Annotated in this window: 32 protein-coding genes; 1 reads left to right on the top strand and 31 read right to left on the bottom strand. The window is 46.6% G+C overall.

Annotated elements, in window-relative coordinates:
• Positions 1 to 50: 50 nt before the first annotated feature.
• From B9G79_RS04500 to rpoB, 27 genes are all read right to left on the bottom strand, one after another.
• Positions 51 to 686: an adenylate kinase gene (locus B9G79_RS04500; RefSeq protein WP_088564476.1), complete on the bottom strand. Its 636-nt coding sequence runs from the start codon at positions 684 to 686 to the stop codon at positions 51 to 53.
• Entirely contained in the window at positions 686 to 2,014 is a 1,329-nt protein-coding gene (secY, locus tag B9G79_RS04495; protein ID WP_088564475.1) for a preprotein translocase subunit SecY, read from the bottom strand. Before secY ends, B9G79_RS04500 begins: the two co-directional genes overlap by 1 nt.
• Positions 2,014 to 2,451: a 50S ribosomal protein L15 gene (gene rplO / locus B9G79_RS04490; RefSeq protein ID WP_088564474.1), complete on the bottom strand. Its 438-nt coding sequence runs from the start codon at positions 2,449 to 2,451 to the stop codon at positions 2,014 to 2,016. The genes secY and rplO overlap by 1 nt, the downstream gene beginning before the upstream one ends.
• Before the next feature lie 2 nt (positions 2,452 to 2,453).
• The gene (gene rpmD, locus B9G79_RS04485) at positions 2,454 to 2,639 is read right to left on the bottom strand and encodes a 50S ribosomal protein L30 (protein ID WP_232469151.1); all 186 of its coding nucleotides are present in this window, start codon (positions 2,637 to 2,639) and stop codon (positions 2,454 to 2,456) included.
• Positions 2,640 to 2,659: 20 nt separating this feature from the next.
• A complete protein-coding gene (rpsE, locus tag B9G79_RS04480) occupies positions 2,660 to 3,118 on the bottom strand; it encodes a 30S ribosomal protein S5 (RefSeq protein WP_041577917.1) in 459 nt (152 codons plus the stop codon).
• Positions 3,119 to 3,128: 10 nt separating this feature from the next.
• Positions 3,129 to 3,494: a 50S ribosomal protein L18 gene (gene rplR, locus B9G79_RS04475; RefSeq protein ID WP_088564472.1), complete on the bottom strand. Its 366-nt coding sequence runs from the start codon at positions 3,492 to 3,494 to the stop codon at positions 3,129 to 3,131.
• A 12-nt stretch (positions 3,495 to 3,506) separates the two neighbouring features.
• Entirely contained in the window at positions 3,507 to 4,049 is a 543-nt protein-coding gene (gene rplF, locus B9G79_RS04470; protein ID WP_088564471.1) for a 50S ribosomal protein L6, read from the bottom strand.
• 7 nt (positions 4,050 to 4,056) lie between these two features.
• Entirely contained in the window at positions 4,057 to 4,446 is a 390-nt protein-coding gene (gene rpsH, locus B9G79_RS04465; RefSeq protein WP_011165340.1) for a 30S ribosomal protein S8, read from the bottom strand.
• 10 nt (positions 4,447 to 4,456) lie between these two features.
• On the bottom strand, positions 4,457 to 4,762 hold the full coding sequence (gene rpsN, locus B9G79_RS04460; RefSeq protein ID WP_088564470.1) for a 30S ribosomal protein S14: 306 nt from the start codon (positions 4,760 to 4,762) through the stop codon (positions 4,457 to 4,459).
• 10 nt (positions 4,763 to 4,772) lie between these two features.
• A complete protein-coding gene (gene rplE / locus B9G79_RS04455; protein WP_011165341.1) occupies positions 4,773 to 5,312 on the bottom strand; it encodes a 50S ribosomal protein L5 in 540 nt (179 codons plus the stop codon).
• A gap of 11 nt (positions 5,313 to 5,323) precedes the next feature.
• Positions 5,324 to 5,692, bottom strand: a complete 369-nt coding sequence (gene rplN, locus B9G79_RS04450; RefSeq protein ID WP_011165342.1) for a 50S ribosomal protein L14 — start codon at positions 5,690 to 5,692, stop codon at positions 5,324 to 5,326.
• A 9-nt stretch (positions 5,693 to 5,701) separates the two neighbouring features.
• A complete protein-coding gene (rpsQ, locus tag B9G79_RS04445; protein WP_041577921.1) occupies positions 5,702 to 5,971 on the bottom strand; it encodes a 30S ribosomal protein S17 in 270 nt (89 codons plus the stop codon).
• Positions 5,972 to 5,980: 9 nt separating this feature from the next.
• Positions 5,981 to 6,172, bottom strand: a complete 192-nt coding sequence (gene rpmC / locus B9G79_RS04440) for a 50S ribosomal protein L29 (RefSeq protein WP_011165344.1) — start codon at positions 6,170 to 6,172, stop codon at positions 5,981 to 5,983.
• Positions 6,173 to 6,176: 4 nt separating this feature from the next.
• Positions 6,177 to 6,584 (bottom strand): 50S ribosomal protein L16, encoded by a 408-nt coding sequence (gene rplP, locus B9G79_RS04435; RefSeq protein WP_041577922.1) that lies wholly within the window; start codon positions 6,582 to 6,584, stop codon positions 6,177 to 6,179.
• Positions 6,571 to 7,236: a 30S ribosomal protein S3 gene (rpsC, locus tag B9G79_RS04430; RefSeq protein WP_088564469.1), complete on the bottom strand. Its 666-nt coding sequence runs from the start codon at positions 7,234 to 7,236 to the stop codon at positions 6,571 to 6,573. Before rpsC ends, rplP begins: the two co-directional genes overlap by 14 nt.
• Positions 7,237 to 7,238: 2 nt before the next feature.
• On the bottom strand, positions 7,239 to 7,571 hold the full coding sequence (rplV, locus tag B9G79_RS04425) for a 50S ribosomal protein L22 (RefSeq protein ID WP_011165347.1): 333 nt from the start codon (positions 7,569 to 7,571) through the stop codon (positions 7,239 to 7,241).
• Positions 7,572 to 7,583: 12 nt separating this feature from the next.
• Entirely contained in the window at positions 7,584 to 7,871 is a 288-nt protein-coding gene (rpsS, locus tag B9G79_RS04420; protein WP_011165348.1) for a 30S ribosomal protein S19, read from the bottom strand.
• 9 nt (positions 7,872 to 7,880) lie between these two features.
• Positions 7,881 to 8,699, bottom strand: a complete 819-nt coding sequence (gene rplB / locus B9G79_RS04415) for a 50S ribosomal protein L2 (RefSeq protein WP_088564468.1) — start codon at positions 8,697 to 8,699, stop codon at positions 7,881 to 7,883.
• A gap of 2 nt (positions 8,700 to 8,701) precedes the next feature.
• Positions 8,702 to 8,980 (bottom strand): 50S ribosomal protein L23, encoded by a 279-nt coding sequence (gene rplW, locus B9G79_RS04410; protein WP_088564467.1) that lies wholly within the window; start codon positions 8,978 to 8,980, stop codon positions 8,702 to 8,704.
• Complete coding sequence (gene rplD / locus B9G79_RS04405) at positions 8,980 to 9,609, bottom strand: 50S ribosomal protein L4 (RefSeq protein ID WP_011165351.1); 630 nt, start codon at positions 9,607 to 9,609, stop codon at positions 8,980 to 8,982. The genes rplW and rplD overlap by 1 nt, the downstream gene beginning before the upstream one ends.
• A 1-nt stretch (position 9,610) precedes the next feature.
• On the bottom strand, positions 9,611 to 10,273 hold the full coding sequence (gene rplC, locus B9G79_RS04400) for a 50S ribosomal protein L3 (RefSeq protein ID WP_011165352.1): 663 nt from the start codon (positions 10,271 to 10,273) through the stop codon (positions 9,611 to 9,613).
• Positions 10,274 to 10,282: 9 nt separating this feature from the next.
• Complete coding sequence (rpsJ, locus tag B9G79_RS04395) at positions 10,283 to 10,600, bottom strand: 30S ribosomal protein S10 (RefSeq protein WP_011165353.1); 318 nt, start codon at positions 10,598 to 10,600, stop codon at positions 10,283 to 10,285.
• Positions 10,601 to 10,807: 207 nt separating this feature from the next.
• Positions 10,808 to 12,913 (bottom strand): elongation factor G, encoded by a 2,106-nt coding sequence (gene fusA / locus B9G79_RS04390; RefSeq protein WP_088564466.1) that lies wholly within the window; start codon positions 12,911 to 12,913, stop codon positions 10,808 to 10,810.
• 9 nt (positions 12,914 to 12,922) lie between these two features.
• Positions 12,923 to 13,396, bottom strand: a complete 474-nt coding sequence (gene rpsG / locus B9G79_RS04385; protein WP_011165355.1) for a 30S ribosomal protein S7 — start codon at positions 13,394 to 13,396, stop codon at positions 12,923 to 12,925.
• A gap of 10 nt (positions 13,397 to 13,406) precedes the next feature.
• Positions 13,407 to 13,781, bottom strand: a complete 375-nt coding sequence (gene rpsL / locus B9G79_RS04380) for a 30S ribosomal protein S12 (RefSeq protein ID WP_011165356.1) — start codon at positions 13,779 to 13,781, stop codon at positions 13,407 to 13,409.
• Between the two features lie 182 nt (positions 13,782 to 13,963).
• Positions 13,964 to 18,091, bottom strand: coding sequence for a DNA-directed RNA polymerase subunit beta' (gene rpoC, locus B9G79_RS04375; protein ID WP_088564465.1), 4,128 nt, complete (start codon positions 18,089 to 18,091; stop codon positions 13,964 to 13,966).
• A 29-nt stretch (positions 18,092 to 18,120) separates the two neighbouring features.
• On the bottom strand, positions 18,121 to 22,359 hold the full coding sequence (rpoB, locus tag B9G79_RS04370; RefSeq protein ID WP_232469147.1) for a DNA-directed RNA polymerase subunit beta: 4,239 nt from the start codon (positions 22,357 to 22,359) through the stop codon (positions 18,121 to 18,123).
• Positions 22,360 to 22,592: 233 nt separating this feature from the next.
• Here rpoB and B9G79_RS04365 point away from each other — a divergent pair, with 233 nt between their 5' ends.
• Entirely contained in the window at positions 22,593 to 23,348 is a 756-nt protein-coding gene (locus B9G79_RS04365) for a hypothetical protein (protein WP_232469146.1), read from the top strand.
• Between the two features lie 314 nt (positions 23,349 to 23,662).
• Here the strand turns inward: B9G79_RS04365 and rplL are convergent, their stop codons facing one another.
• The 4 genes from rplL to rplK all read right to left on the bottom strand — a co-directional run bounded on the left by rplL (position 23,663) and on the right by rplK (position 26,021).
• On the bottom strand, positions 23,663 to 24,031 hold the full coding sequence (rplL, locus tag B9G79_RS04360; RefSeq protein ID WP_011165361.1) for a 50S ribosomal protein L7/L12: 369 nt from the start codon (positions 24,029 to 24,031) through the stop codon (positions 23,663 to 23,665).
• Between the two features lie 83 nt (positions 24,032 to 24,114).
• Positions 24,115 to 24,645: a 50S ribosomal protein L10 gene (gene rplJ / locus B9G79_RS04355; RefSeq protein WP_226988014.1), complete on the bottom strand. Its 531-nt coding sequence runs from the start codon at positions 24,643 to 24,645 to the stop codon at positions 24,115 to 24,117.
• Positions 24,646 to 24,881: 236 nt separating this feature from the next.
• Entirely contained in the window at positions 24,882 to 25,586 is a 705-nt protein-coding gene (gene rplA / locus B9G79_RS04350) for a 50S ribosomal protein L1 (protein ID WP_011165363.1), read from the bottom strand.
• 12 nt (positions 25,587 to 25,598) lie between these two features.
• On the bottom strand, positions 25,599 to 26,021 hold the full coding sequence (rplK, locus tag B9G79_RS04345; protein ID WP_038448239.1) for a 50S ribosomal protein L11: 423 nt from the start codon (positions 26,019 to 26,021) through the stop codon (positions 25,599 to 25,601).
• Positions 26,022 to 26,079 lie beyond the last annotated feature (58 nt).

Genomic DNA, 26,079 nt, shown 5'->3' with positions numbered 1-26,079 from the left:
CGCTAACACCGAAAAAACACAAAGTCTAGAGATAAAAATAATACAGCCGTCTATTTTATTATTTTTTCGATCTCTTTATAGACTTCTTCGGTGTCCCTATTTCCGTCCACTTCAGTATATTTGCCTGATTTTTTATAAAACTCTTTTAGGGGGCTTGTGAACTCTTCATAAGTCTTCAGGCGGGTCTCAATAACCTCTGCCTTGTCATCATTCCGTTGAATGACCTCACCACCGCACAAATCACATTTGCCCTCTACTTTGGAGGGCTTACTGACTATATGATAGACAGCGCCGCAATTTTTACAAACGCGTCTGCCAGTCAGCCTGTCCATCAGGATTCTCATGGGAACTTCAAGGAAGATCGCCTTCCCGATGGATAGATTCATTTTTACAAGTAATTCATCTAGAGCCTGGGCCTGAGCCACAGTTCTAGGGAAACCATCTAAAATAAAGTTTTGGATGCCTTTTTGGAGAACTTCTTCAACCATGCCGATAACGATGCTATCTGGCACTAGCTGACCTTTATCCATAAATTCCTGGGCTTTTTTGCCGAGGTCCGTCTGCCCTTTAATGGCTGCTCTGAATAGATCGCCAGTGCTGATCTGTGTCATTCCCTGGCGTTTAATCAAAAGCTCAGACTGCGTACCTTTACCGGCCCCCGGGGCACCAAACAGGATCAAGTTCATTAGAACTGAACCCTTCTGCTACGGATCTTAGCACCCTTAAGGAAGCCCTCATATTTCTGAGTGATCATATGAGACTGGATCTGTTGAGCAGTGTCCAAAGCAACACCCACCAAGATCAACAAGCTAGTACCACCAAAGTGGAACGGAACGTTGAACTGGTTCACCATGATGCCTGGAAGAATACAAATAGTACAAAGGTAGATACAACCTACTACGTTTACGCGCTCCAAAACTCTTTGGATGTAGTCTGCAGTGGATTTACCAGCACGAACGCCAGGAACGAAACCACCGTATTTTTTCAGGTTGTCTGCCACGTCGTTCGGATTGAATACGATCTCTGTGTAGAAGAAGGAGAAGAAGACAATCAAAGCCACGAACATGATGTTGAAGATGGTACCGGAAGGATTCAAAGAATCCTGAAGGGCCTTCAACCAAGGCGTGTTCACGAATTGAGCCATTGTCGCCGGGAACATCAACAAAGAGCTCGCGAAGATTGGCGGGATCACACCAGAGATATTAAGTTTGATAGGAAGATGAGAGGTCGGAGTCTGCATGGATTGCATGCCGCCACCGCCCTGTCTTTGAGAGTACTGAACTGTGATTCTACGCTGAGCCACTTCCATATAGATAACGGCTGCGATGATCGCCACCATAAAGGCAACCAACAAAAGAACCAATGCAAAACGCATTTCGCCTGTGCGAACAAGCTCCCAAAGCTGTTGAGCACCACCAGGGATCGCAGCAGCGATACCAGTGAAGATGATCAGTGAAGTACCGTTACCGATACCACGCTCTGTGATCTGCTCACCCAACCACATGATAAAGCAGGTACCTGCTGTCAATGTGATGATAGTCATGATTTGGAATGGAAGGAATGCCACAGTTGGAGCGATCACCAAAGGATGTCCATCCGGGCTTGTGGAGTTCATCAACCACGTGCTGATACCGTAACCTTGGATAATCGCCAAAGCCACCGTCGCATAACGAGTGTACTGGTTGATTTTACGACGACCTTGCTCCCCTTCTTTCTTAAGAGCTTCCAGATACGGGATCGCAGAAGTCAAAAGTTGGAAGATGATGGAAGAGGAGATGTAAGGCATGATTCCCAGTGCAAAGATACTGAACTGGGAAAGAGCTCCACCTGTGAAGGTATTAAATAGGCCAAAAATTCCACGGCTTTGAGCCTGGAAAAAAGAGAGCACCGCAGATCCGTCTACTCCAGGAGTCGGAACGTGTACACCAATTCTGTAGATGGCCAAAAGGGCCAATGTGAACAAGATGCGCTTACGAAGATCAGAATTTTTTGCGATGCTCTCAATTGCAGACACTACTTAATTACCTCGACTTTGCCGCCAGCAGCTTCAATAGCTTTCTTAGCGCTTTCTGAGAATTTATGAGCTTTTACAGTCAAAGCTGTTTTAAGCTCGCCATTTCCCAAAATCTTAACAGCGCCTTTGGAAATAAGTCCAGCAGCGTGTAGAGATTCAGGAGTGACTTCTCCAGAAAATTTAGCAAGTTGGCCAACGTTTACAATCTCAAAGTTGTTTGCGAAAGCTACGTTGCTGAAACCAAACTTAGGAAGACGACGGTGCATAGGTGTTTGACCACCCTCGAAGCCACGACGCACTGTCCCGCCTGTGCGAGCCAATTGACCCTTGTGACCTTTGGTAGAAGTGCCGCCCATGCCAGAACCGATACCACGACCGATTCTTTTTGGAGCATGCTTGGATCCTGCCTTAGGTGCCAATGTTTTAAGCAAGCTCATGATTACCCCTTAACTTCAACATCAAGAAGATGTTGAACTTTCATGATATTACCACGTGCCGCAGCAGAATCTTTCACTTCAACAGTTTGGTGAAGTTTCTTAAGACCAAGAACGCGAACTGCGTCCTTTTGATCCTGCGTGCATTTGATAGTTGATCTTTTCAAAGTTACTACGAATGTTTTAGCCATTTTTGCCACCAGTCCGCGAATTAAAGCTGTTGTTTCAACTGCTTCAAGCCGTCGATTGTTGCTCTTACAGCGTTGTGCGGGTTACGAGTACCAACACACTTAGTAAGAATGTCTTTTACACCTACAGATTCAAGAACGGCACGTACCGCACCACCCGCGATGACACCAGTACCTGGAGCAGCTGGCTTCATGATAACCTTAGCTGCACCAAATCTACCGATAACTTCGTGAGGGATCGTACGACCTTCCTTCAAAGCTACAGATTTAGCAGATTTTTTAGCGGATCTGCTTGCTTTACCGATTGCTTCTGGAACTTCACCAGCTTTGCCGGAACCGAATCCAACATCACCAGCTTTGTTACCCACAACTACTAGAGCTGCGAAAGAGAAGCGACGACCACCCTTAACAACTTTTGTTACACGGTTGATCGCGACTACACGCTCTTCTAATTCAGCTGCTTGAGCTTGAACTTTCTCCACACATCACTCCTTAGAAATTCAGGCCGCCCTCACGAGCGCCGTCAGCAAGAGATTTAACACGTCCATGATAGAGGTAACCGTTTCTGTCGAAAACAACGTCTTTGATGTTTTTCGCAGTAGCTGCTTTAGCTGCTTCGATACCAACAAGTTTCGCCATTTCGATACCGGATTTATCCTCTTTACCAAGAGAAGAAACAGCCACTAGAGTGTTGCCGTCTACGTCATTGATGATTTGAGCGTAAACATGCTTACCGCTTCTGAATACGCAAAGACGAGGTCTTTCCGCAGTCCCTTTAACAGTCTTGCGGATTCTGATCTTCTTCTTGAGGCGATTTACTTTTCTTTCGCTTGTATGCTTACTAAATTTCAATTTCATACTTTACCTCAATTATTTACCAGCAGACTTACCGGCTTTACGTCTGATCTGCTCACCAGTGTAACGAACACCTTTGCCCAGGTATGGCTCTGGTGGACGGAAGGAGCGGATTTTCGCCGCAACTTGACCAACAAGCTCTTTACTTGGACCAGTGATAGTCAACTGTGTTTGCTTATCAACTTTAATTTCAATACCTTCTGGGATATCGAAGATTACAGGGTGAGAGAAGCCCAAAGAAAGCTCCAACTTTTTACCTGCAACGTTTGCACGATATCCAACCCCTTGAAGCTCCAGACCTTTAGTGAAGCCCTTAGTAACGCCAGTAACTGCGTTCTGGATAAGTGCTCTGTAAAGACCGTGCATCGCGCGGCTTTCTTTAGTTTCATCGTTCGGAGTCAAAACCACTTTGTTGCCGTCGATTTTCGCGGAAACATTTGGTTTCATACCGATTTTCAAAGAGCTTTTCGCACCTTTAACGACTACTTCGTTAGCAGGTGTAACGCTCACTTGTACTGTGTTATCAAAAACAACGGGTGCTTTTCCAATACGAGACATGATTCACCTACCAAAGTGTCGCAAGCAATTCGCCACCGAGTTTTTGCTCTGTAGCTTGCTTACCGCTCATGATTCCTTTGCTTGTGCTGATGATGGACATGCCCATACCAGAACGAACAGTTGGAATCTTGTCAGATTTAACATAAACGCGACGGCCAGGACGGCTAACACGGTCAATATTATTGATCGCGTGGCCACCAGCTTCGTCATACTTCAAATAAACACGCATGATGCCTTGTTTGCTGTCTTTAGCAACTTTAAAGCTTCTGATGAAGCCTTCGTTTACCAAGATCTGAGCAATACCAGCTCTCACTTTAGAAGCAGGCATATCCACTTTTTCGTGTTTTGCTGCTCCAGCGTTTCTGATCATTGTAAGGAACTGAGAAATTGTATCCATTCTGAACCTCTTACCAGCTGGCTTTCGTTACGCCAGGCAATTTACCGTCAAGGGCCAATTGTCTGAACGCAATACGAGACAAACCGAATTTTCTGTAGTTACCACGAGGGCGACCAGAAATTTCACAACGTGTGATTGTGCGGTTTGGGTTTGTGTCACGAGGAAGAGCTTGCAGCTTAGTGCGTGCAGTTGCTCTTTCTTCGTCAGAAAGCTTCATATCAACAGCTTTAGCTCTCAATTCTGCTCTGTATTGACCATACTTAGCAGCAAGAGCTTTTCTTTTATTATTTTTTTCAATGCTTGCTTTACGAGCCAAGTGACACCTCTTATTTTCTGAAAGGCATACCAAGCGCTTCAAGCAACGCTCTGCCTTCAGTATCGTTCTTCGCAGTTGTACAGATAGTGATGTTCATACCACGAGTCTTGTCTACTTTATCGTAGTTGATCTCAGGGAACACGATCTGCTCTTTCAAGCCCATGTTGTAGTTACCACGACCGTCGAAACCTTTGTTAGGCAAGCCACGGAAGTCACGTACGCGAGGTAGTGCCAGCGTGTTCAAACGATCCATGAAGGACCACATTTTTTCTCTTCTCAAAGTCACGCGAACACCCAATGGGATGCCAGCACGCAACTTAAAGTTGGAGATAGCTTTCTTTGCTTTAGTGATAACAGCTTTTTGTCCAGTGATCGCTGTGATTTCATCAACCACAGTGTTCAAGATTTTTGGATTCTGAACAGCTTCGCTCAAGCACACGCTCAGAGTGATTTTCTCCAGGCGAGGTACTTGCATCACGTTTTTAACTCCCAATTGGTTCTTCAGAGCGGGAGCGATCTCTTTATTATATCTTGTATGTAAGCGATTCATCTCATCACCCCTTATAGAACTTCCGGAGCCAAAGATACGATCTTAACGAAAGACTTTGCTCTCAACTCTCTGGCAACTGGGCCAAAGATACGTGTTCCGATTGGTTCTTTAGACGCATTGATAAGAACTGCAGAGTTGTCATCGAAGCGGATGTAAGATCCGTCTGGACGACGAAGTTTAGCAACAGTTCTAACAACTACGGCTTTCGCCACGTCACCTTTTTTTACTTTTGCATTTGGCAGAGCTTCTTTGATGGAAACAACGATAACATCACCGATGGATGCTACACGACGTTTAGAACCACCAAGAACCTTAACGCACATAACTTCTTTTGCGCCGGAGTTGTCTGCTACATTCAGTCTGGTTTGCATTTGAATCATAACAGTCTCCTACGCCTTTGCCGTTTCTACGACTTCAGCCAAAGCCCAACGTTTAGTTTTGCTCAGAGGACGAGTTTCACGGATCTTAACGATGTCACCAACTTTAGCTTGGTTCTTTTCGTCATGAGCCTTGAAAACAGATGTCTTCTTAACATACTTACCGTACTTGGCATGTTTAACCATGCGGTAGATGAGGACAGAGATGGTTTTATCCATCTTGTCACTGATAACTTCACCTACGACTTCAATTTTACGTCCTCTAGAATTAGTTTCAGTCATGTCCTACCTCTATCTCGCCACTTTTTTTACAATCGCTGTGTTGATTTTAGCGATGTCACGGCGAAGACCGCGGATTTGCACTGGGTTAGAAAGCTGCCCAATGGAATTCTTGATACGCGCCTGGAACAACTCTTCAGAAAGAGCTGCTCTTTTCTTTTTCAATTCAGCTACAGAAAGATCTTTGATCTCTACAAACTTCATACAACTACTCCCTTACCAAGAAACGAGTTTTGAAAGGAAGTTTGTGAGCTGCACGTTCGAAAGCTTCTTTAGCTTGCTCACGAGTCACACCGTTCATTTCGAAAAGAACTTTTCCAGGAAGAACACGAGCAACCCATAGTTCCGGGTTACCTTTACCGCTACCCATACGAGTTTCAGCAGGCTTTTTAGTTACCGGGATGTTCGGGAACACACGGCACCAGATTTTACCACCACGCTTAACAGAACGGGAGATAGCGATACGACCAGCTTCCAACTGACGAGCAGTCAGACGACCTTCCTCGATTGCCTGAAGACCGTAGTCTCCGAAATCAAGGTTAGCGCCTCTTACTGCAAAACCAGTAGCGCGGCCTACAAATTGTTTACGCCATTTTACTCTTTTAGGACTTAACACGACCTGCCTCCTCAACTTCGCGAGCAGATAAGATATCGCCTTTATAGATCCATACTTTCAGGCCGATGATACCGTATGCTGTTAGAGCTTCTGCTGTACCGTAGTCGATATCAGCGCGCAATGTATGAAGAGGAACGCTCTTCTCATTGTACCACTCAGAACGGGCAATCTCTGCACCATCAAGACGACCGGAAACACGGATCTTGATACCTCTCACGCCGCCTTTGATCGCAGCTGCAATAGATTTTTTAAGAGCTCTTCTCCAAGAGATACGTTTCTCAAGTTGTTGAGCAATGCTCTCAGCAACGAGCTGAGCATCGAGGTCTGGTTTGCGCACTTCTTGGATGCTCAGGAAAACTTCGTTGGGTGTAAGTTTTTGAACTTCCGCTTTAAGAGCGTCAATACCACTACCTTTTTTACCAATAACAACACCTGGGCGAGCTGTGGAGATGATGATTTTAATCTTCTTCGCAGCACGTTCCATTTCAATTTTCGCAACACCCGCGTTCTTAAGTTTGTCCTTAAGGAACTTTCTCAAACGGATGTCTTCGTGGAGATTTTCAAAATATTGTTGACCCTTCGCATACCAGCGAGAATCCCAAGTTCTGATAACACCGACTCTTAGACCAATTGGATTAACCTTCTGACCCACGACTATTTCTCCTCGAGTACTACGTTAATGTGGCTGGTCTTCTTACGAACACCGAACGCGCGACCTTGTGCACGAGGACGGAATCTTTTAAGAACTGGACCTTGATCAACCCAGATAGCTTTAACATAAAGGCTGTCTACATCCATAACCTTTTTGTATTCAGCATTGGCAACAGCTGATTCGATTAGCTTTTTTACCATACCTGCAGTTTTTTTGTTCAGGAAAGTAAGGGTTTTAACTGCCTCGTTCACGTCTTTACCGCGAACCAGGTCAGCAACCAATCTTGCTTTCTGAGCGCCAACTCTTGCATATTTCAAGCTTGCTTTAACTTCCATAATAAACCTCTATTACTTCTTCGCAGCAGGAGCAGCGGCTTTCTTCTCAGCGTGACCATGGAAAGTTCTGGTTGGAGCAAACTCACCGAGTTTGTGACCAATCATGTTCTCTGTGATGTACACAGGAACGAACTTTCTTCCGTTATGAACTGCGAATGTCAGTCCAATTGTCTCTGGAAGAATTGTTGAGCGGCGAGACCAAGTTTTAATAACTTTTTTATCATTTTTCTCAAGTGCATTGTCGATTTTCTTCTGAACATGAGTATCGACGAATGGACCTTTTTTAATTGAGCGTGCCACCTTTTACTCCTACTTACGTCTCTTGATGATTGAAGAGTTGGTTCTCTTATTGTTTCTAGTTTTGAACCCCTTACAAGGTTGACCCCAAGGAGTTACTGGGTGATGCCCTTTACCAACGCCTTCACCACCACCGAGTGGGTGATCAACTGGATTCATGTGCATACCACGTACAGAAGGACGGATACCTCTCCAACGAGAGCGACCTGCTTTACCTAGATTGATGTTTTCATTGTCAGTGTTACCAACTTGACCGATAGAAGCACGGCAAACTGTCAACACTTGTTTCAACTCACCAGATGGCATACGTACTTGGCAGTACTTGTCGCCTTTACCAGCAAGAGTCGCGCTTGCACCAGCACCACGGCAGATTTGACCACCTTTGCCTGGACGCAATTCGATATTGTGAATAACAGTACCAACAGGGATAGCACCCAAAGTCAGGGAGTTACCTGGTTTGATATCGGCTTTATCAGAAGAGATAACAGTATCGCCAACATTCAAACCTACTGGAGCAAGGATATAAGCCTTAGCACCATCAACGTAGGAGATCAGAGCAATACGGCAAGTTCTGTTCGGATCGTACTCGATCGCGATAACTTTTGCGGATACTTCAAGTTTGTTACGCTTGAAATCAACCAAACGGTATTTTCTCTTATGACCGCCACCTTGGTGACGAATAGTGATTTGACCGTGATTGTTACGCGCAGCTTGTTTCTTAAGAGGAGCTAGCAAAGACTTCTCTGGAGTAGTCTTAGTGATTTCTTTGAAATCGAAACCAGTCATTCCTCTGCGACCATGAGAGCGTGGGGCAAATGTTTTAATACCCATCTTTATACTCCCTCAAAAAGAGCGATCTTCTCACCTTCAGCAAGCTTAACGTAAGCTTTCTTCCAGTAAGCGACCTTGGTTAGACCGAATTTAGTTTGCTTAGAGTGACCGCGGCAGACGCTAGTTCTAACGCTATCAACTTTAACTTTAAAGTTTTTCTCAACAGCAGCTTTAACGTCAGTTTTAGAGGACTTCAGGTCCACTTCGAAAACGTATACGCCAGCAGCGTTGTGATAAGTATTTTTCTCAGTAATGAGAGGGGCTTTAATTACTTGTTTCATTACGCCTTCTCCAATGAACAACGATCTACGATTTTAGCCACAGAATCTTTAGTGATAACAGCAGCGTCGTACTTCAATAGATCAAACACGTTCAAACCTTCAACTGGGAAGTATTTGAATGTTGGAAGATTCTTGGAAGCACGGTTGAATTTGTCATCAACTACAGAGTCAACCAATACAGCTTTTTTCAAACCGAAAGCTTGCAAACGTTTGTTAAGCTCAGCAGTTTTACCTTCAGAAGCCATGCTGTCCACGATGAACAGTTTGCCTTCTTTTTGAAGGTGAGAAAGTGCCATGCTCAGACCCAAACGACGAACTTTTTTAGGCAGAACGAAAGCGTAGCTGCGAGGTTGAGGACCGAAAGCGGTACCACCACCAGGCATCAAGATAGAACGGCTGGAACCTTGACGAGCTCCACCAGTACCTTTTTGTTTAAACGGCTTTTTACCACCACCAGACACAAGACCTTTGGTCTTAGTCATGTGAGTGCCTTGACGACGAGCCGCCAATTGCCATTGAACTACTGTGTGAAGAACTTCCTTTTTAACAGGAGTTTCGAACACGTCAGCAGCAAGCTCAACGGAGCCAACTTTTTCTTTTTTCCAGTTCAATACATTTACTGTAGCCATACTATTCTCTCACCAACTTAACCAAAGTGTTTCTAGCACCTGGAACTGGCCCTTTTACCATCAGAACGTTTTCTTCAGCGATGATCTGAACAACTTCTACGTTCTTAACAGTGACAGTTTCAGCACCCAAATGACCTGGGAATTTCTTACCCGGCATTACGCGACCTGGCCATGTTCTGTTACCAGAAGAACCCGGACGACGGTGGAATTTAGAACCGTGGGATGCAGGACCACCTGCGAAGCCCCAACGCTTCACGGAACCGGCGAAACCTTTACCTTTAGACTTGGAAGTGATTTTTACGAAATCACCTTTAGCCAAGCTGTCGATAGAGATTTGCGCGCCAACAACAGTACCTTCTGGAGCAGCTTGACGAAGTTCTTTTACGAACTGAGCGCCATTTTCGAAGCCAGCTTTTTCAAGGTGACCTTTTTCTGCTTTGTTGGAGTTTTTAGCTTTTTTAGGGTGGCAAGCTACCTGAATAGCTTCGTAACCATCTGCTTCGTTAGTTTTGATTTGAGAAACAAACCAAGGCTCGTAACGAAGAACAGTAACAGGAACAGCTTCGCCGTTCTCGTTATAGATAGTAGCCATACCTTCTTTGAAGGCAAACAGGCCGTTCAATTTAAGACCTGCAGTATTTTGAGTTTCTGTAGTTTCGCTCACGTCTTACCTCTAAACCGCAGAAAGTTTGATTTCAACATCTACACCAGCAGAAAGATCCAGCTTCATAAGCTGATCTACTGTCTGTTGAGTTGGTTCTAAAATATCGAGCATACGCTTGTGAGTTCTCACTTCGAATTGTTCACGAGATTTTTTATCTACGTGCGGAGAACGCAATACAGTGTAGCGGTTGATGCGAGTAGGCAAGGGAATTGGACCCGCAACTTTAGCGCCTGTACGACGAGCAGTCTCAACGATTTCTTTCGTCGACTGGTCAAGCAGTTTATGATCGAATGCCTTCAATCTGATTCTAATCTTCTGACTTTGCATATGGACACTCTTCTCTTTTATAAAGTATCGTAATTACTAGCAAATTTGTTAACAATCAACGTCCTGATCCCATCGAAAACTTGCCCCGAATTAGCCCTTGCGGCCTGAATCGCCTTCAACGCGGGGGGTTTTTTGTAGATATAGACGCTATGAGTGCGCGAGTATGCGCACTTTGAAATCTAATGTCAAAGGGAAATATTATTTTTTTTAATATCTTCCCATTTTATGGAGAATGTCCGTTTTTACCTTCGCAGGCACAATGGCATATTCCAAAAATTCCATACTGAAGCTGGCTCTGCCTTGGCTCAAACTGCGGACATCCGTAGCATAACCAAACAGACTCGCCAGAGGGGCTTCGGCCGAAATAACCTGCCCACCACCCTGCTTCACATTCATTGTGAGAATCTTTCCACGACGGGAATTCAGATCACCCACGATGTTTCCTACGAAGTCATCCGGGCAAGTCACCTCAAGCTTAAAGATAGGCTCCAAAAGCTCTACAGAGGCTGCCTTAACTGCGTCCCGGAATGCCAGGGAAGCAGCCGCTTTAAAGGCCATCTCGCTGGATGAATCCGGACGAACTTCAATCGAATTTAAGGTCCCCTTAATACCCAGCATCGAACAGCTTGCCAAAGGACCGACCTCGGAAGCCTCACGGAAGCCCGATTCAACGGCCTTCAACATCGGGGCTGTAAATTCTTTAGACACAGCCACTTTACTGATGAACTGGATGCCATCCGCCTGAGAAATAGGCTCGATGGAAAGGGAGACTTTGGCAAAGTGAGCTTCGCCAGCGATCTCACGTTCGTAGACGTGTTCCGCCTTGGCTGCCGCCGTGATGGTTTCACGATAGGAAACCTGCGGCTTACCCACATTGGCCTGGATCTTATGCTCACGAAGCAAACGATCCACAAGAATTTCCAAATGCAATTCACCCATGCCAGAAAGCAGGATTTGCCCCGTTTCCGGATCCGTGCGCAGACGGCAGGATGGATCTTCTTTTTCAAGTTTAGCCAGGCCAGCCAACATCTTTTCCTGGTCCGCAGAAGACTTCGCTTCCACCGCCACGGAAATAACCGGCTCTGGGAATGTGATCGCCTCAAGAACCACAGCATGAGAGCTTTCGCACAGAGTATCCCCTGTGCCTGTGAACTTAAGACCGATAACCGCGCCGATATCACCCGCCTTCAGGCTGTTGATTTCTTCACGGGAATTCGCATGCATTTTCACCAACTTCTGGATGCGCTCTTTTTTCTGAGTGCGCGGATTCAAAAGCTGCTCCCCGACCTTCACCTCACCGGAATAAACACGGATATAAGTCAAAGTGCCGGCAAACGGATCATTGGCAATTTTAAACGCCAATGCAGCCGCGTGAGCATCGAATTCAGTTTTACAGATGATTTCTTTATCAGGACGCTCAGGATCGTGACCCACAATTGCAGGCACCTCCAGAGGCGACGGAAGGTAGTCAATGACCCCATCCAACAAAGGCTGAACGCCTTTGTTTTTGAAAGCGGCTCCACAGAATACCGGGAAGGCTTTCAGCTCAAGAGTCCCTTTGCGCAAAGCCCGTTTAAGCTCTGGCACGGTGACTTCTTCTCCATTGAGATATTTCTCAAGAAGTTCGTCTTCAAATTCAACGATCTTCTCAACGACTTCAGTGCGGAAGCGGTTTACTTCCTCTTTCATGTCATTGGGAACATCGGTAACTTCGAAATGGTCACCCATTCCGGACTGATCCCACATGTAAGCGCGGTTTTCCAAAAGATCGACAACACCACGGAAGGTGTCTTCCATGCCGATTGGTACCTGCACTGGGATTGGGTTCGCGTTCAGCTTTTCCTTGATCGTCCCGAAAGACATCACGAAGTCAGCACCAACACGGTCCATTTTATTTACGAAGCAAATGCGGGGAACTTTATATTTGTCGGCTTGTTTCCAGACGGTTTCGGACTGAGGTTCAACCCCATTCACACCGTCGAAAACAGCGATCGCGCCATCCAATACACGCAAGGAACGCTCAACTTCAATCGTGAAGTCAACGTGGCCCGGAGTATCGATGATGTTGATTCTGTGATCTTTCCAGAACGCCATGGTCGCAGCAGAGGTGATAGTGATACCGCGCTCTTGCTCTTGAACCATCCAGTCCATGGTGGCATCACCATCATGGACCTCGCCGATTTTATGACTTTTACCTGTATAGTAAAGAATGCGTTCGGTGGTGGTCGTCTTACCGGCATCGATGTGAGCCATGATGCCGATATTACGAGTGTACTTGAGATCAGCTACAACTTTAGGATCTTTAGCTGACATCTGAACAGATTACCAATTGTAGTGAGAGAATGCCTTGTTGGATTCAGCCATTCTGTGAACGTCGTCTTTCTTCTTAATAGCATTTCCTCTATTATTGTACGCGTCCAAGAATTCGCCAGCCAAACGTTTCGCCATGTCTTTCTCACCGCGCTCGCGAGAGTACTCAACCAACCAACGCATAGCCAAAGCCAAACGACGGGATGGACGAACATCTACTGGAACTTGGTAAGTAGCACCACCTACACGGCGGGAGCGAACTTCGATAGAAGGTTTAACGTTCTCAAGAGCTTTTTTGAAGACTGCCAAAGGCTCTTCACCTTGAACTTTACCTTCAAGCTCTTTCAAAGCACCGTAGAACAACTTTTGAGAAGTTGCTTTTCTACCTTGGATCATCATTTTATTGATGAACTTAGCGATTACTAGATCCTTGAAAACCGGATCTGGAATGATTTCTCTTTTAAAGGTCTTTTTACGACGTGACATCTCTCAATCCTTATTTCTTAGGTCTCTTAGTACCGTATTTAGAACGGGCGCGCAGACGACCGTTTACACCTTGAAGGTCCAATACCCCACGAACGATGTGGTAACGAACACCCGGCAAGTCCTTCACACGACCACCGCGGATTAGTACAACGGAGTGCTCTTGAAGGTTATGGCCGATACCAGGGATGTAAGAGATAACTTCGAAGCCATTGGAAAGACGAACTTTTGCTACTTTACGAAGAGCGGAGTTCGGCTTCTTTGGAGTCGTAGTATAAACACGTGTACAAACACCGCGACGCTGAGGACAAGAGTCCAAAGCTGGTGATTTTGTTTGGTTTTTTTGAACAGTACGCTCACTTTTGATGAGCTGATTAATTGTTGGCACTTTATATACCCCTTAAAAACAATTATGCGGTTCTGGACGCTGGAACTTACATTTCGGTGACGCCCAGGTCAAGACTTTGTTGTTAAAATTACATTTATCCATGAAAAGCGGCGTGAGGTCCCCAATCCATGAGCTTTTTACCCTACGCCGGCCTGTGAAGCCGGCGATCAGGTGGTCTTACTTTAGCCTTGAGGCTGTACGGAAGACGTCATACCCGGCAATGCAACAAAGCCGATATCGTCATCTTCATGCACAGACACTTTCCAGCGTTTGTAAGATGTCAAACCAGTTCCCGCAGGAATCAGACGACCCATGATGATATTCTCTTTCAGGCCACGCAAATGGTCTGTGCGAGAATTGATCGCTGCTTCCGTAAGAACTTTTGTAGTTTCCTGGAAGGACGCTGCTGAAATCCAGCTGTCAGTGCTCAAAGAAACTTTAGTAATACCAAGAAGAAGTGGGCTGCAAGTAGCAGGCTGGCCACCCTCTTTGTTAATACGTTCGTTTTCTTCCATGTAAGCATATCTTTCAACTTGCTCACCAGCCAGGAAGCGGCTGTCGCCGGCATCACGGATCTCTACTTTACGTAGCATCTGACGAACAATGACTTCGATATGCTTGTCATTGATACCAACCCCTTGAAGTCTGTAAACTTCTTGGATTTCATCTACAAGGTATGCAGACAAGGCTTTAGCACCCAGAACCGCCAGAATGTCATGAGGATTTGTTGGACCATCCATCAAAGCCTCACCGGCTCTTACGTACTCACCTTCTCTTACAGCAACGTGCTTACCTTTAGGGATGAGGTATTCTTTTTGCTCACCCACTTCAGGAGTTACGATCACACGTTGTTTACCTTTAACGTCTTTACCGAATGTCACATAACCATCGATCTCAGAGATGATAGCTGCTTCTTTCGGTTTACGAGCCTCAAACAATTCGGCAACGCGCGGAAGACCCCCGGTGATATCCTTCGTTTTAGAAGCTTCACGGTGCATCTTCGCGATTACGTCACCCGCATGCACTTCCTGCTGATCCGCAACTAGCAACTGAGCCCCAACTGGGATCAGGTAACGAGCCGGGATATCACGACCAGGAAGATTCAATGTTTTACCAGCGCCATCCACAAGGAAGACAGTTGGCTTAACATCGGAAGACTTGGATTCCATGATAACTTTGGTCGCGAAACCAGTTACCGCATCCACTTGCTCCTGCATTGTGGAACCTTCTTCGATATCCTGGTATTGGATCTTCGCAGAAACCTCTGCGATGATTGGATTCGAATATGGATCCCATTCCGCAACAGTCTGACCTTTGGCAACTTTGTCGCCTTCTTTGAAGTTCAAAACAGCGCCGTATACGAGCTTGAAGTTTTCACGCTCACGACCTGCTTCGTCGATCACAAGAGCAGAACCGTTACGATTCATCACAGTCAACTTACCGTTACGGTTTGTCACTGCGTGAACGTTTTGTAGTTTAATAGTACCGTCATAGCGGGATGTGTGAACAGATTGTTCAACCGCACGAGAAGCCGCACCACCCAAGTGGAACGTTCTCATCGTCAACTGAGTACCCGGCTCACCGATGGACTGAGCGGCAATGATACCCACTGTTTCACCCAGGTTCACAGTCGCACCACGGGACAAATCACGTCCGTAGCACTTCACGCAAACACCGCGCTTGGATTGACAGATCAACGCAGAACGGATGTCGACTTTGTCGATACCGCGGCCTTCGATGTTCTTAACGTCATTCTCAGTGATTTCCTGGTTAGCACGAACAACAACTTCGTTCGTTGCCGGATCAACAACGTCTTTCAACGCTGTACGGCCCAGGATACGGTCACCGATGTTTTGTACGATTTCACCCGCTTCGTAAATCGGAGTGATTTCCAAACCATCTTCAACACCGCAATCGATCTCGGACACAACAACGTCCTGAGCAACGTCAACCAAACGACGAGTCAGGTAACCGGAGTTCGCTGTTTTCAATGCGGTATCGGCCAAACCTTTACGCGCACCGTGCGTGGAGATGAAGTACTGGATAACTGTCAAACCTTCACGGAAGTTTGCAGTGATCGGAGTCTCGATGATCTCACCGGAAGGTTTCGCCATCAGACCACGCATACCACCCAACTGACGGATCTGAGCTGCGGAACCACGGGCTCCGGAGTCAGCCATGATGTAAATTGGATTGAAGGAAGGACCCACAACCTCTTTACCATTCACGTTGAATGTTTGCTTTTCGATCGCGTTCATACCTTCTTTAGCAATTTTGTCTGCAGTCTGCGCCCAGATGTCGACCACTTTATTGTAGCGCTCACCATCTGTGATCAAACCTTCGTCGTACTGCTGCTGGATCTCAGTAACTTGTTTTTCTGCGTCAGCGATCATCGGAGCTTTCGCCGCCGGGATCACCATGTCATCGATACCGATGGACATACCTGCTGCAGTTGAATACTTGAAGCCGTATTCCATGATCTTGTCAGCAAGGATGCAGGTCGCTTTTGCACCGGCAAGACGGAAAGTCTTGTCGATCAGGGCCGCGATCTGTTTTTTACCCATTGTCACGTTCACTTCGTTGAACGGAACTTCTTTAGGAACGATATCAGAAAGGATTGCACGACCCACTGTGGTCTCTTGCAGAGTTCCGTTGATACGAACCTTACATACCGCCTGAAGGTCTACCAGACCTGTTTCAAACGCGTATTGAGCTTCCTGAACGCTGGAGAAGGCTTTGCCTGATCCTTTGGCGCCCGGACGCATACGAGTCAACCAGTACATACCCAACACGATATCCTGGGAAGGATTGATGATAGGTTTACCGTTGGCAGGAGAAAGGATGTTGTTCGTGGACATCATCAGAACGCGTGCTTCAACCTGGGATTCCACAGAAAGTGGAACGTGAACTGCCATCTGGTCACCGTCGAAGTCGGCATTGAACGCCGTACATACCAACGGGTGCAGTTGGATAGCTTTACCTTCGTGAAGAACAGGCTCGAACGCCTGGATACCAAGTCTGTGCAGGGTTGGTGCACGGTTCAGAAGAACCGGGTGCTCTTTAACCACGTCAGCAAGGATATCCCAAACTTCAACTGTTTCCTGATCAACCAAGCGCTTGGCTTGTTTGATAGTGGTCGCAAGACCTTTTTCTTCAAGTTTGTTGTAAACGAATGGTTTGAACAACTCGAGAGCCATTTTCTTCGGAAGACCGCACTGATGAAGTCTCAGAGTAGGTCCAACGGTGATAACGGAACGACCAGAGTAGTCTACACGTTTACCCAAAAGGTTTTGACGGAAACGACCCTGCTTACCTTTCAACATATCAGAAAGGGAGCGAAGAGGACGTTTGTTCGGACCAGTGAAGGTCTTACCGCGACGACCGTTATCCAACAAAGCGTCCACTGCTTCTTGAAGCATGCGCTTTTCGTTTCGGATGATGATGTCTGGAGCGTTCAGCTCCTGAAGACGTTTCAAACGGTTGTTACGATTGATAACACGGCGGTACAGGTCATTCAGGTCAGACGTCGCGAAACGGCCGCCATCAAGAGGTACCAATGGACGAAGATCAGGAGGAAGAACCGGAAGTGCTTCCAACATCATCCACTCTGGCTTGTTGATGGAACCTTTGAAGGCTTCAACAACGCGCAGGCGTTTAGTCAATTTTTTGATACCAGCTTCAGACTTGGTGTCTTTAACTTCCAGACGAAGTTTGCGGGAAAGGTATTCAGGATCGATTTTTTTCAAAAGATCACGAACTGCCTCGCCACCCATTCCGTATTTGAAGGATGGGCCGAACTCATTTAGAGCCGCTTGCAATGCTTCTTCAGTCAGTACCTGGCCTTCTTCCAATGTGGTTTCCATTGGATCGATAACCACGTGTGCTTCACAGTAAAGAACCTTTTCAACGTCTTTCAAAGAAAGATTCAAAAGGTTACCAATACGAGAAGGCAAAGAACGCAGGAACCAGATATGGGCTACTGGAGTTGCCAATTCGATGTGACCAAGGCGCTCACGGCGAACCTTGGTCTGAGTCACTTCAACGCCGCACTTTTCACAGACGACGCCACGGTACTTCATACGTTTGTACTTACCGCACAAGCACTCGTAGTCCTTGATAGGACCGAAGATTTTCGCACAGAACAAGCCATCACGCTCAGGCTTGAAAGTACGATAGTTGATAGTTTCTGGCTTCTTAACTTCACCAAATGACCATTCACGAATCATTTCAGGTGACGCCAACGAAACTCGTACGGCGTCAAACGAAAGTGGATCTTTTGGTTTATCGAAAAAATTCAACAAGTCTCTCAAAGAACACCCCTGTTGTTAAATTATTAAACTTAGTGCTGCTCTGGTTCGTCTTTAGACGCAACCGGCGCAACTGGTTCTACCTCGATCACTTCTTCGTCACCAAAATCTTCATCCTGGTCACGTAGAATGTCAGACTCCATCAGCTCCACGTTCAGTGCCAGAGATTGAAGCTCTTTCACCAATACGTTGAAGGATTCAGGTAAGCCTGGCTCAAGGATGTTTTCACCCTTCACGATGCTCTCGTACATACGAGTTCTACCTGCAACGTCATCTGACTTAACAGTCAGGAACTCTTGCAGAGAGTATGCAGCACCGTATGCTTCGATCGCCCAAACCTCCATCTCCCCGAGACGCTGACCACCGAACTGAGCTTTACCGCCCAGAGGCTGTTGAGAAACGAGTGAGTAAGGTCCGATAGAACGAGCGTGGATCTTCTCTTCCACCAAGTGGTGAAGTTTCAGCATGTACATGATGCCGACAGTTACCGGATTCGTGAACGGCTCCCCTGTACGACCGTCGAATAGAACGGACTTACCGGAAGAAGGCACTTGCGCTTTTGCAAGCAGACCTTTCACGTCAGATTCACGGGCACCATCAAACACCGGCGTACCCACGTGGATACCGTGTTTCATGCGCTGAACCATGGACTTCAATGAAGCATCGTCTGCTTTATCAAGTTTCGCGGAGATATCAGAGTCGCTGAAGATGTCTTTCATCTCTGTGCGAGCGTTCTCTGCATTCCACTTCTCAAGATGAGCACCCAGTTGTTTACCAAGGTTGTGCGCTGCCCAACCCAAGTGAACCTCAAGGATCTGACCGATATTCATACGAGAAGGAACCCCTAGTGGGTTCAGAACCATGTCTACTGGAGTACCGTCAGCAAGGTAAGGCATGTCTTCCGCAGGCAATACTTTGGAGACAACACCCTTATTTCCGTGACGACCGGCGAATTTGTCACCGACTTGCATTTTACGTTTGATAGCAACGTAAACTTTAACCATTTTGATCACGCCCGGAGGCAATTCGTCACCTTTACGAAGACGATCGATCTTTTCGTTGAACACAAGTTTAACTGCATCCAACTGGTTACGAGCATTGTCGATGATTTTGTTCACCTGGAACTCAAGGTCTTGCTCAAGAGGGATGTAGTTCAACAATTCGAATGGAACTGTCTCTAGATCCGCCTCTGTGATCTCTTGACCTTTGTTCAACAACTTCTGAGAACCGTCTTCATTCAGAAGAACGCCTGTAGTGATTTTACCCACTAGGATGTCACGAAGTTTGGAGATAGCGTTATTTTTGATAACGTTCTGCTCAACCGCCAAGTCTTTTTCAAGCTTGCGTTTCTTCTCTTCGATGATCAGGGACAAACGCTCATCGCGGTCTGCGCCTTCACGAGAGTAAACTTGAGCATCGATAACAGTTCCGTACACGCCGGATGGAGCGCGCAAAGATGTATCACGAACGTCGCCGGCTTTTTCACCGAAGATCGCTCTCAAAAGTTTTTCCTCAGGAGAAAGTTGAGTTTCACCTTTTGGAGTCACTTTACCAACCAGGATGAAGCCAGGGCGAACTTCCGCACCGATGCGGATGATACCAGAGCTGTCCAGGTCTTTAAGAGCTTCTTCACCAACGTTGGCGATATCGCGAGTGATCTCTTCCTTACCAAGTTTTGTGTCACGAGCCACGCACTCGAATTCTTCGATGTGGATGGAAGTGTAAACGTCGTCTTTCAACAGACGCTCAGAAATAAGGATGGAGTCCTCGAAGTTGTAACCTTGCCATGGGGTGAACGCCACAAGGATGTTCTGACCCAATGCCAATTCACCAAGCTCCGTAGAAGGACCGTCAGCGATGATGTCGCCTTTGGAGATCTTGTCACCAACAGTAACGATTGGTTTTTGGTTGAAGCACGTATTTTGATTCGTACGCTGATACTTCGTCAGGTTGTAGATGTCCACGTTCGCACCCAGCTCGCCGCCTTTGGCGAAACGACGGATAACGATACGGGAAGCATCAACTTCCTCAACGATACCATCGTTTTGAGCAACGATGGAAGTACCGGAGTCACGAGCAACCAAACGCTCTACGCCCGTACCAACAAGTGGCGCGCGAGAACGAAGCAGTGGAACCGCTTGACGTTGCATGTTCGATCCCATCAAGGCACGGTTGGCGTCATCGTGCTCAAGGAATGGAATCAGGGAAGCTGCGATGGAAACCAACTGAGATGGAGAAACGTCCATCAGAGCAACTTTATCCTTGTCCACGATCTCATACTCACCGTCACGACGAGTGATGGTAGTCGCAGTCTGGATGGCTTTGTTTCCAGCTTCGTCACGAGCCGCAGGAGCGATGTGGTGACCAGCTTCTTCCAATGCAGAAAGATAGTTGATGTCCTTGGAAACCTGACCCGCTTCAACTTTACGGTATGGAGTCTCGATGAAACCATAGTTGTTGATACGAGCGTAAGTTGCCAAAGAGGCGATCAAACCGATGTTTGGACCCTCTGGAGTTTCGATAGGACAGATACGTCCGTAGTGCGTAGGGTGTACGTCACGTACTTCGAAACCAGCGCGGTCACGAGTCAAACCACCAGGCCCAAGAGCAGACAAACGACGTTTGTGCGTGATCTCGGAAAGTGGGTTCGTCTGATCCATGAACTGAGACAACTGGGAAGAACCGAAGAATTCTTTTACTACGGCATTCACAGGTTTCGCGTTCACAAGATCGTGAGGCATCATTGTTTCAACGTCCTGAAGGGACATACGTTCACGGATAGCGCGCTCCATACGAACCAAACCGATACGGTATTGGTTTTCAAGCAACTCACCCACAGAACGAACACGACGGTTACCCAAGTGATCGATATCGTCGATAACACCACGACCATTTTTCAGATCGATCAAAGTTTTGATGGTGCTCAGGATATCCTTGTGAGTCAGTGTTCTGTGAGACGGTGGGCACTCGTCCATGGAGATACCGAATCTGTGATTGATCTTGATACGACCAACTTCAGAAAGGTCATAAGTCTCTGGATCGAAGAACAAACGGCCGAAGAATGTCGTAGCCGCTTCCAGAGTTGGAGGCTCACCAGGACGAAGACGTTTGTAGATCTCAACCAAAGATTCTTCTTTGTTGGAAACTTTATCAACCAACAGGGTGTTGCGCAAGTAAGGCCCTACAGTCAAACCGTCGAAGAAGATCATGAAGAAGCTTTCGATGCCAGCTTCGATGGAACGCTTGATGATCGCAGAGTTCAACTCCGCATTCGCATCAGCGATGATCTCACCAGTGGATTCATCGATCAGAGGCTTCGCAAGAACTTTGCCTTCAAGATCTTCCGGCTGAACTTCAAGCTCAGTGATATCAAGATCTTTGATTTTCTTAACGATCGCACGAGTGATACGACGACCCGCTTTTACCAGCGCTTCGCCGGATTTTGGATCAACGATATCAGTCAATGCTCTTTGACCGGACATACGCTCGATATCCAACTTACGGAAGAGCTTGCCGCCCTTAACGTAAACTTCATCAAGATCGTAGAAGTATTCCAGTAGCTGCTCAGAGTTGTAACCCAAAGCTTTAAGAAGGATTGTCACTGGGAACTTACGACGACGGTCGATACGTACGTGGATAAGGTCTTTTTGGTCAAACTCAGCATCCAACCATGAACCACGATAAGGGATCACGCGCGCAGAGTAGATCAGTTTACCGGAAGCATTGTTTTTACCACCGTCGTGATCGAAGAACACGCCCGGAGATCTGTGCAACTGGGAAACAACAACGCGCTCAGTACCGTTGATGATGAAAGAACCGTTGGCAGTCATCAATGGGATTTCGCCCAGATAAACTTCCTGTTCTTTCACGTCACGGATAGAACGTGCTTCAGTTTCTTCATCAACATCGAAAACGATCAGACGAAGAGTCACCTTGATCGGAGCAGCGAAAGTCATACCACGCTGACGGCACTCGTCCACGTCGTACTTAGCTGGCTCTAGAGTGTATGATACGAACTCAAGGCTTGCTGTATTGTTGAAATCTGTGATTGGGAAAACAGATTTGAAAACGCCATTAAGACCAGCATCGCCGCGACGATCTGGATCCATATCTTTTTGAATGAAAGCTTCGTAAGAAGATTTCTGCAACTCAATCAGATTTGGGATATCAATGACTTGCTTATTTTTCGCGAATGACTTTCTAACTCGAATGTTAGAAGCCGTAACTGGAGTTTTTTCCAATGTACTCTCCGTGATAAGAAAATCGGACATTCGCTTCGGGGGGAATGTTCCAAGGCCCACATTAAATAAAAACGCAAGTATCTCAAACTACCCTAAGTTTTCAATAAAGCAAGTGATTCTAGAGGTTTTTGATGCCTTTCCAAAAACTTCAGGCACTCCAAAAACAGGCGATTATTGCGCCGTGTAAAGTCGAGTTTTGCAGCTAATCAGTAGCCCATAACAAGGACGCATCATAGGCTTAAAAAGTCGAAGGAAGGATCTCCATGTTTAGAGCGTTGTTCGCCTTAAGTTTGCTTAGTTTATCAGCATGCTCACATTCCATCAGCATGCGCGCCTCCCATTTCAACATGCCGGTAGTCTCCAACGAACAGTGGCAAGGGCACGCCGCCATGGTCATGGCCTCTGAAACCCGGGTGACCCTGGTCAACGATATCAACTCGAACCCACCCTTGCGCGACAAGGTTCTGATCAACAGCGATATTGACGCCAGCGACTTCGTGGCGGGCGCAAACAACATCGGATTCGACGCAAGCGTGAGTGTTTTCAAAGGGATAGAAGTCTATCTGGAAAACTTCCTATGGGGCGTAAGATTCCAGTTCCTGAACCACGGAACCCAAAACCGAGTGTGGGTCGGCTCTTTGATGGGCGCTTACGGAACAAAAAGTGAAACCACAACCGACGCATTTTACCTGGGGAACAACACCACCGACGCCAAAGCCAAGTCGGACATCACCACCTCCCAAGCCGGCGTCAGCCTAGGGTACAAATACGAGTACCTGGTCCCCTACTTTTCCTACATCTACGAAGCCCACAAAGTTAAAACCAGCATCACCAGCACCAACGGAACTTTCGGCCCCTACAACGACGAAGGAAATCACAGCTATTACTCGCTGGGCCTAAGCACCCATCAAAAAGGCCTTAGAACCGCCATCGAATACAGCCACATAGACATCAAATGGGACAGATCCGACCGAGAAACCCAAGAAGCCTTCGGCATAAAACTTGGCTTCGCCTGGTAAAAAAGTCCAAAGCACCCAACAAAGGGGCTTTTTCGCATTTTGGCCACCGCAAGCCCCGTTAGGATTGGGCTGGGGGCTTAGGGATGCAAAACCTGAGTTCCACAGCGCCCGAAAATCCAATCAAGCACTCAGAAAACTAAAAATAAAATACTACCGCAAAACAAAAAGTCCCCACCGCGCGAGGACTGTCCGAAAGGTTTTGCATCCCTAAGCCCCCAGCCCAATCCCAACGAAGGGTAAAGCGAGGGCCAAAATGCAAAAAGCCCCGTGTTTCCACGAGGCTTTCGGCATTAGTATAAACTAAGTGGCAGAAATTACTTAACAGTAACTTTCGCGCCCGCAGCTTCAAGAGCTTTCTTGATTTTTTCTGCGTCTTCTTTAGTAGCGCCTTCTTTAACAGCTTTGTTACCAGCTTCAACAAGGGCTTTAGCTTCAGCAAGACCCAAACCAGTCAAGCCACGAACTTCTTTAATAACGTTGATTTTGTTGGCGCCAGCGTCAACAAGGATAACGTCGAAAGCAGTTTTTTCTTCAACAGCAGCAGCAGGACCTGCAGCAGCAGCAGCAACTGGAGCAGCAGCGGAAACGCCCCATTTTTCTTCCAAAGTTTTTACTAGTTCTGCGATTTCTAGAACAGTTTTCGCAGACAACGCTTCAACGATTTGATCGTTAGTCAGAGACATTTTATCCTCCAGGGATATAAAAAAATTATTTAAAAATTCAAATATTCAGCACCATCAGTCCCGAACCTTCGGGATTCAAGCAATTACGCTTGTGGAGCTTCTTCAGTACCAGCGGCTGCGCCGCCGCCCATTTTCTCAGCGTAAGCGTTAAGACATCTAGCAAGTGCAGAACCTGCACCCAACAATGTACCCAACAACATAGCGCGAAGCTGGTCTTTGCCCGGAAGTGTCGCCAAGAATTTAATCTTAGCATCATCCAAAGCAGCGCCGTCCATAACACCGGACTTGATTTGAAGAACTTCTACGTCCTTAGCGAAATCAGCCAATGCTTTTGCAGTCGCGTTCACCTCACCGTAAGAGAATACGATGGCGTTAGTACCTTTCATTGAATTAGCAAATGCTGTTTCAATAGCTGGGTGATCTTTGAACGCTCTTTTTGCAAGAGTATTACGAACAACTTTCATCTCAGAATCAGCAGCATTCAATTTTTTACGCAAGTTAGTTACTTGCTCAACCTTGATGCCTTTGAAGTCGACGATGAAAGCTCCCTTAGCCTTTCCGAATTTCTCCGTGATTAGCTTAATCTCCTGCTCTTTATCTGCGCGAGTGATCATATGTGAGCCTCCTTTCATTAGACTTTTTGCCCTTCTTTCGAAGGGGCCTGTGCGAATCAGGTCGGTTTGGAGGTCGCATGGAACCTTTTTGCCTTATCTCGGTAGGCCCCCCACAAACGAGGGATTACATCCACTGAAAGAAACCTACTGTCTCTGATCGCAATAATTTTATGAACTAATACAAAATAACCAGATAAAAAACAAGGCCCTGAGCACGCTCAGAGCCTTAAAATTTACTAGTTAGCACCAGTTGCAGCAGCTGCTGCATTTGGCTCGATCTTAACGCCTGGGCCCATAGTGGACGCTACAGCGATAGAACGAAGGTAGATACCTTTGGAAGATGCTGGTTTAGCCTTAACGATAGCTCCCAACAAAGTCATGAAGTTATCTTTAAGTTTAGCATCGCCCATGGATTTCTTACCGATACCAGCGTGTACGATACCTGCTTTATCAACGCGGAAGTCCAACTTACCTTTTTTCTCGGCAGTTACAGCTTCACCAACGTTCATAGTTACAGTACCGATTTTTGGATTCGGCATCAAACCACGAGGCCCCAGGATCTTAGCAACTTTAGAAACAGTCGCCATCATGTCCGGAGTCGCGATACATTTATCGAAATCCAACCAGCCACCCTGGATTTTAGCTACCAGGTCGTCTGCGCCTACGAAGTCAGCGCCAGCCGCTTTCGCTTCAGCTTCTTTCGGGCCTTTTGCGAAAACAACAACTTTAACTTCTTTGCCCAAACCGTGAGGAAGAGCGATAGCTCCACGCACTTGTTGGTCAGATTGCTTAGGGTCGATACCCAAGCGCAATGCTACGTCGATAGATTCATCAAATTTAGCTGGAGCTGTTTCAACAACCAGTTTGAATGCTTCTTCAACAGTGTACTTTTTTGCAGAATCAACTTTTTTAGCGACCGCTGCGAATTTTTTGCCTGCCATCTATTACCACCCTTACGCGATGTCGATGCCCATGCTCTTAGCTGTACCAGCAACTTGTGACATTGCGGATTCAACTTTCAAGCAGTTCAAGTCAGGCAATTTCGTTGTAGCGATTTGCTTGATTTGATCGTTATTGATTTTGCCAACTTTGTCTTTTTGAGGCTGTTTGGAACCGGATTCCAGTTTCAACGCCTTTTTGATCAAAGAAGACACCGGTGGTGTTTTTGTGATGAAAGTAAACGATCTGTCTTGGTAAACAGTGATGATGATAGGGATGATGCTATCACCCAACGCTTGTGTACGAGCGTTGAACTGCTTACAGAATTCCATGATGTTTACCCCATGCTGTCCGAGCGCCGGTCCAACGGGTGGAGCTGGATTAGCTTTCCCTGCCGGTATCTGCAGCTTGATCATTCCTGTAACTTTTTTTGCCATGACCCACTCCTGCAAGAGGTTGTGTTAATTAAAATCCATCGGCCGCCCTATGCGGCTT

The organism is Bdellovibrio bacteriovorus, from assembly GCF_002208115.1.
Lineage (GTDB): Bacteria > Bdellovibrionota > Bdellovibrionia > Bdellovibrionales > Bdellovibrionaceae > Bdellovibrio > Bdellovibrio bacteriovorus_C.
This window is presented reverse-complemented; position numbering and strand designations above follow the sequence as displayed.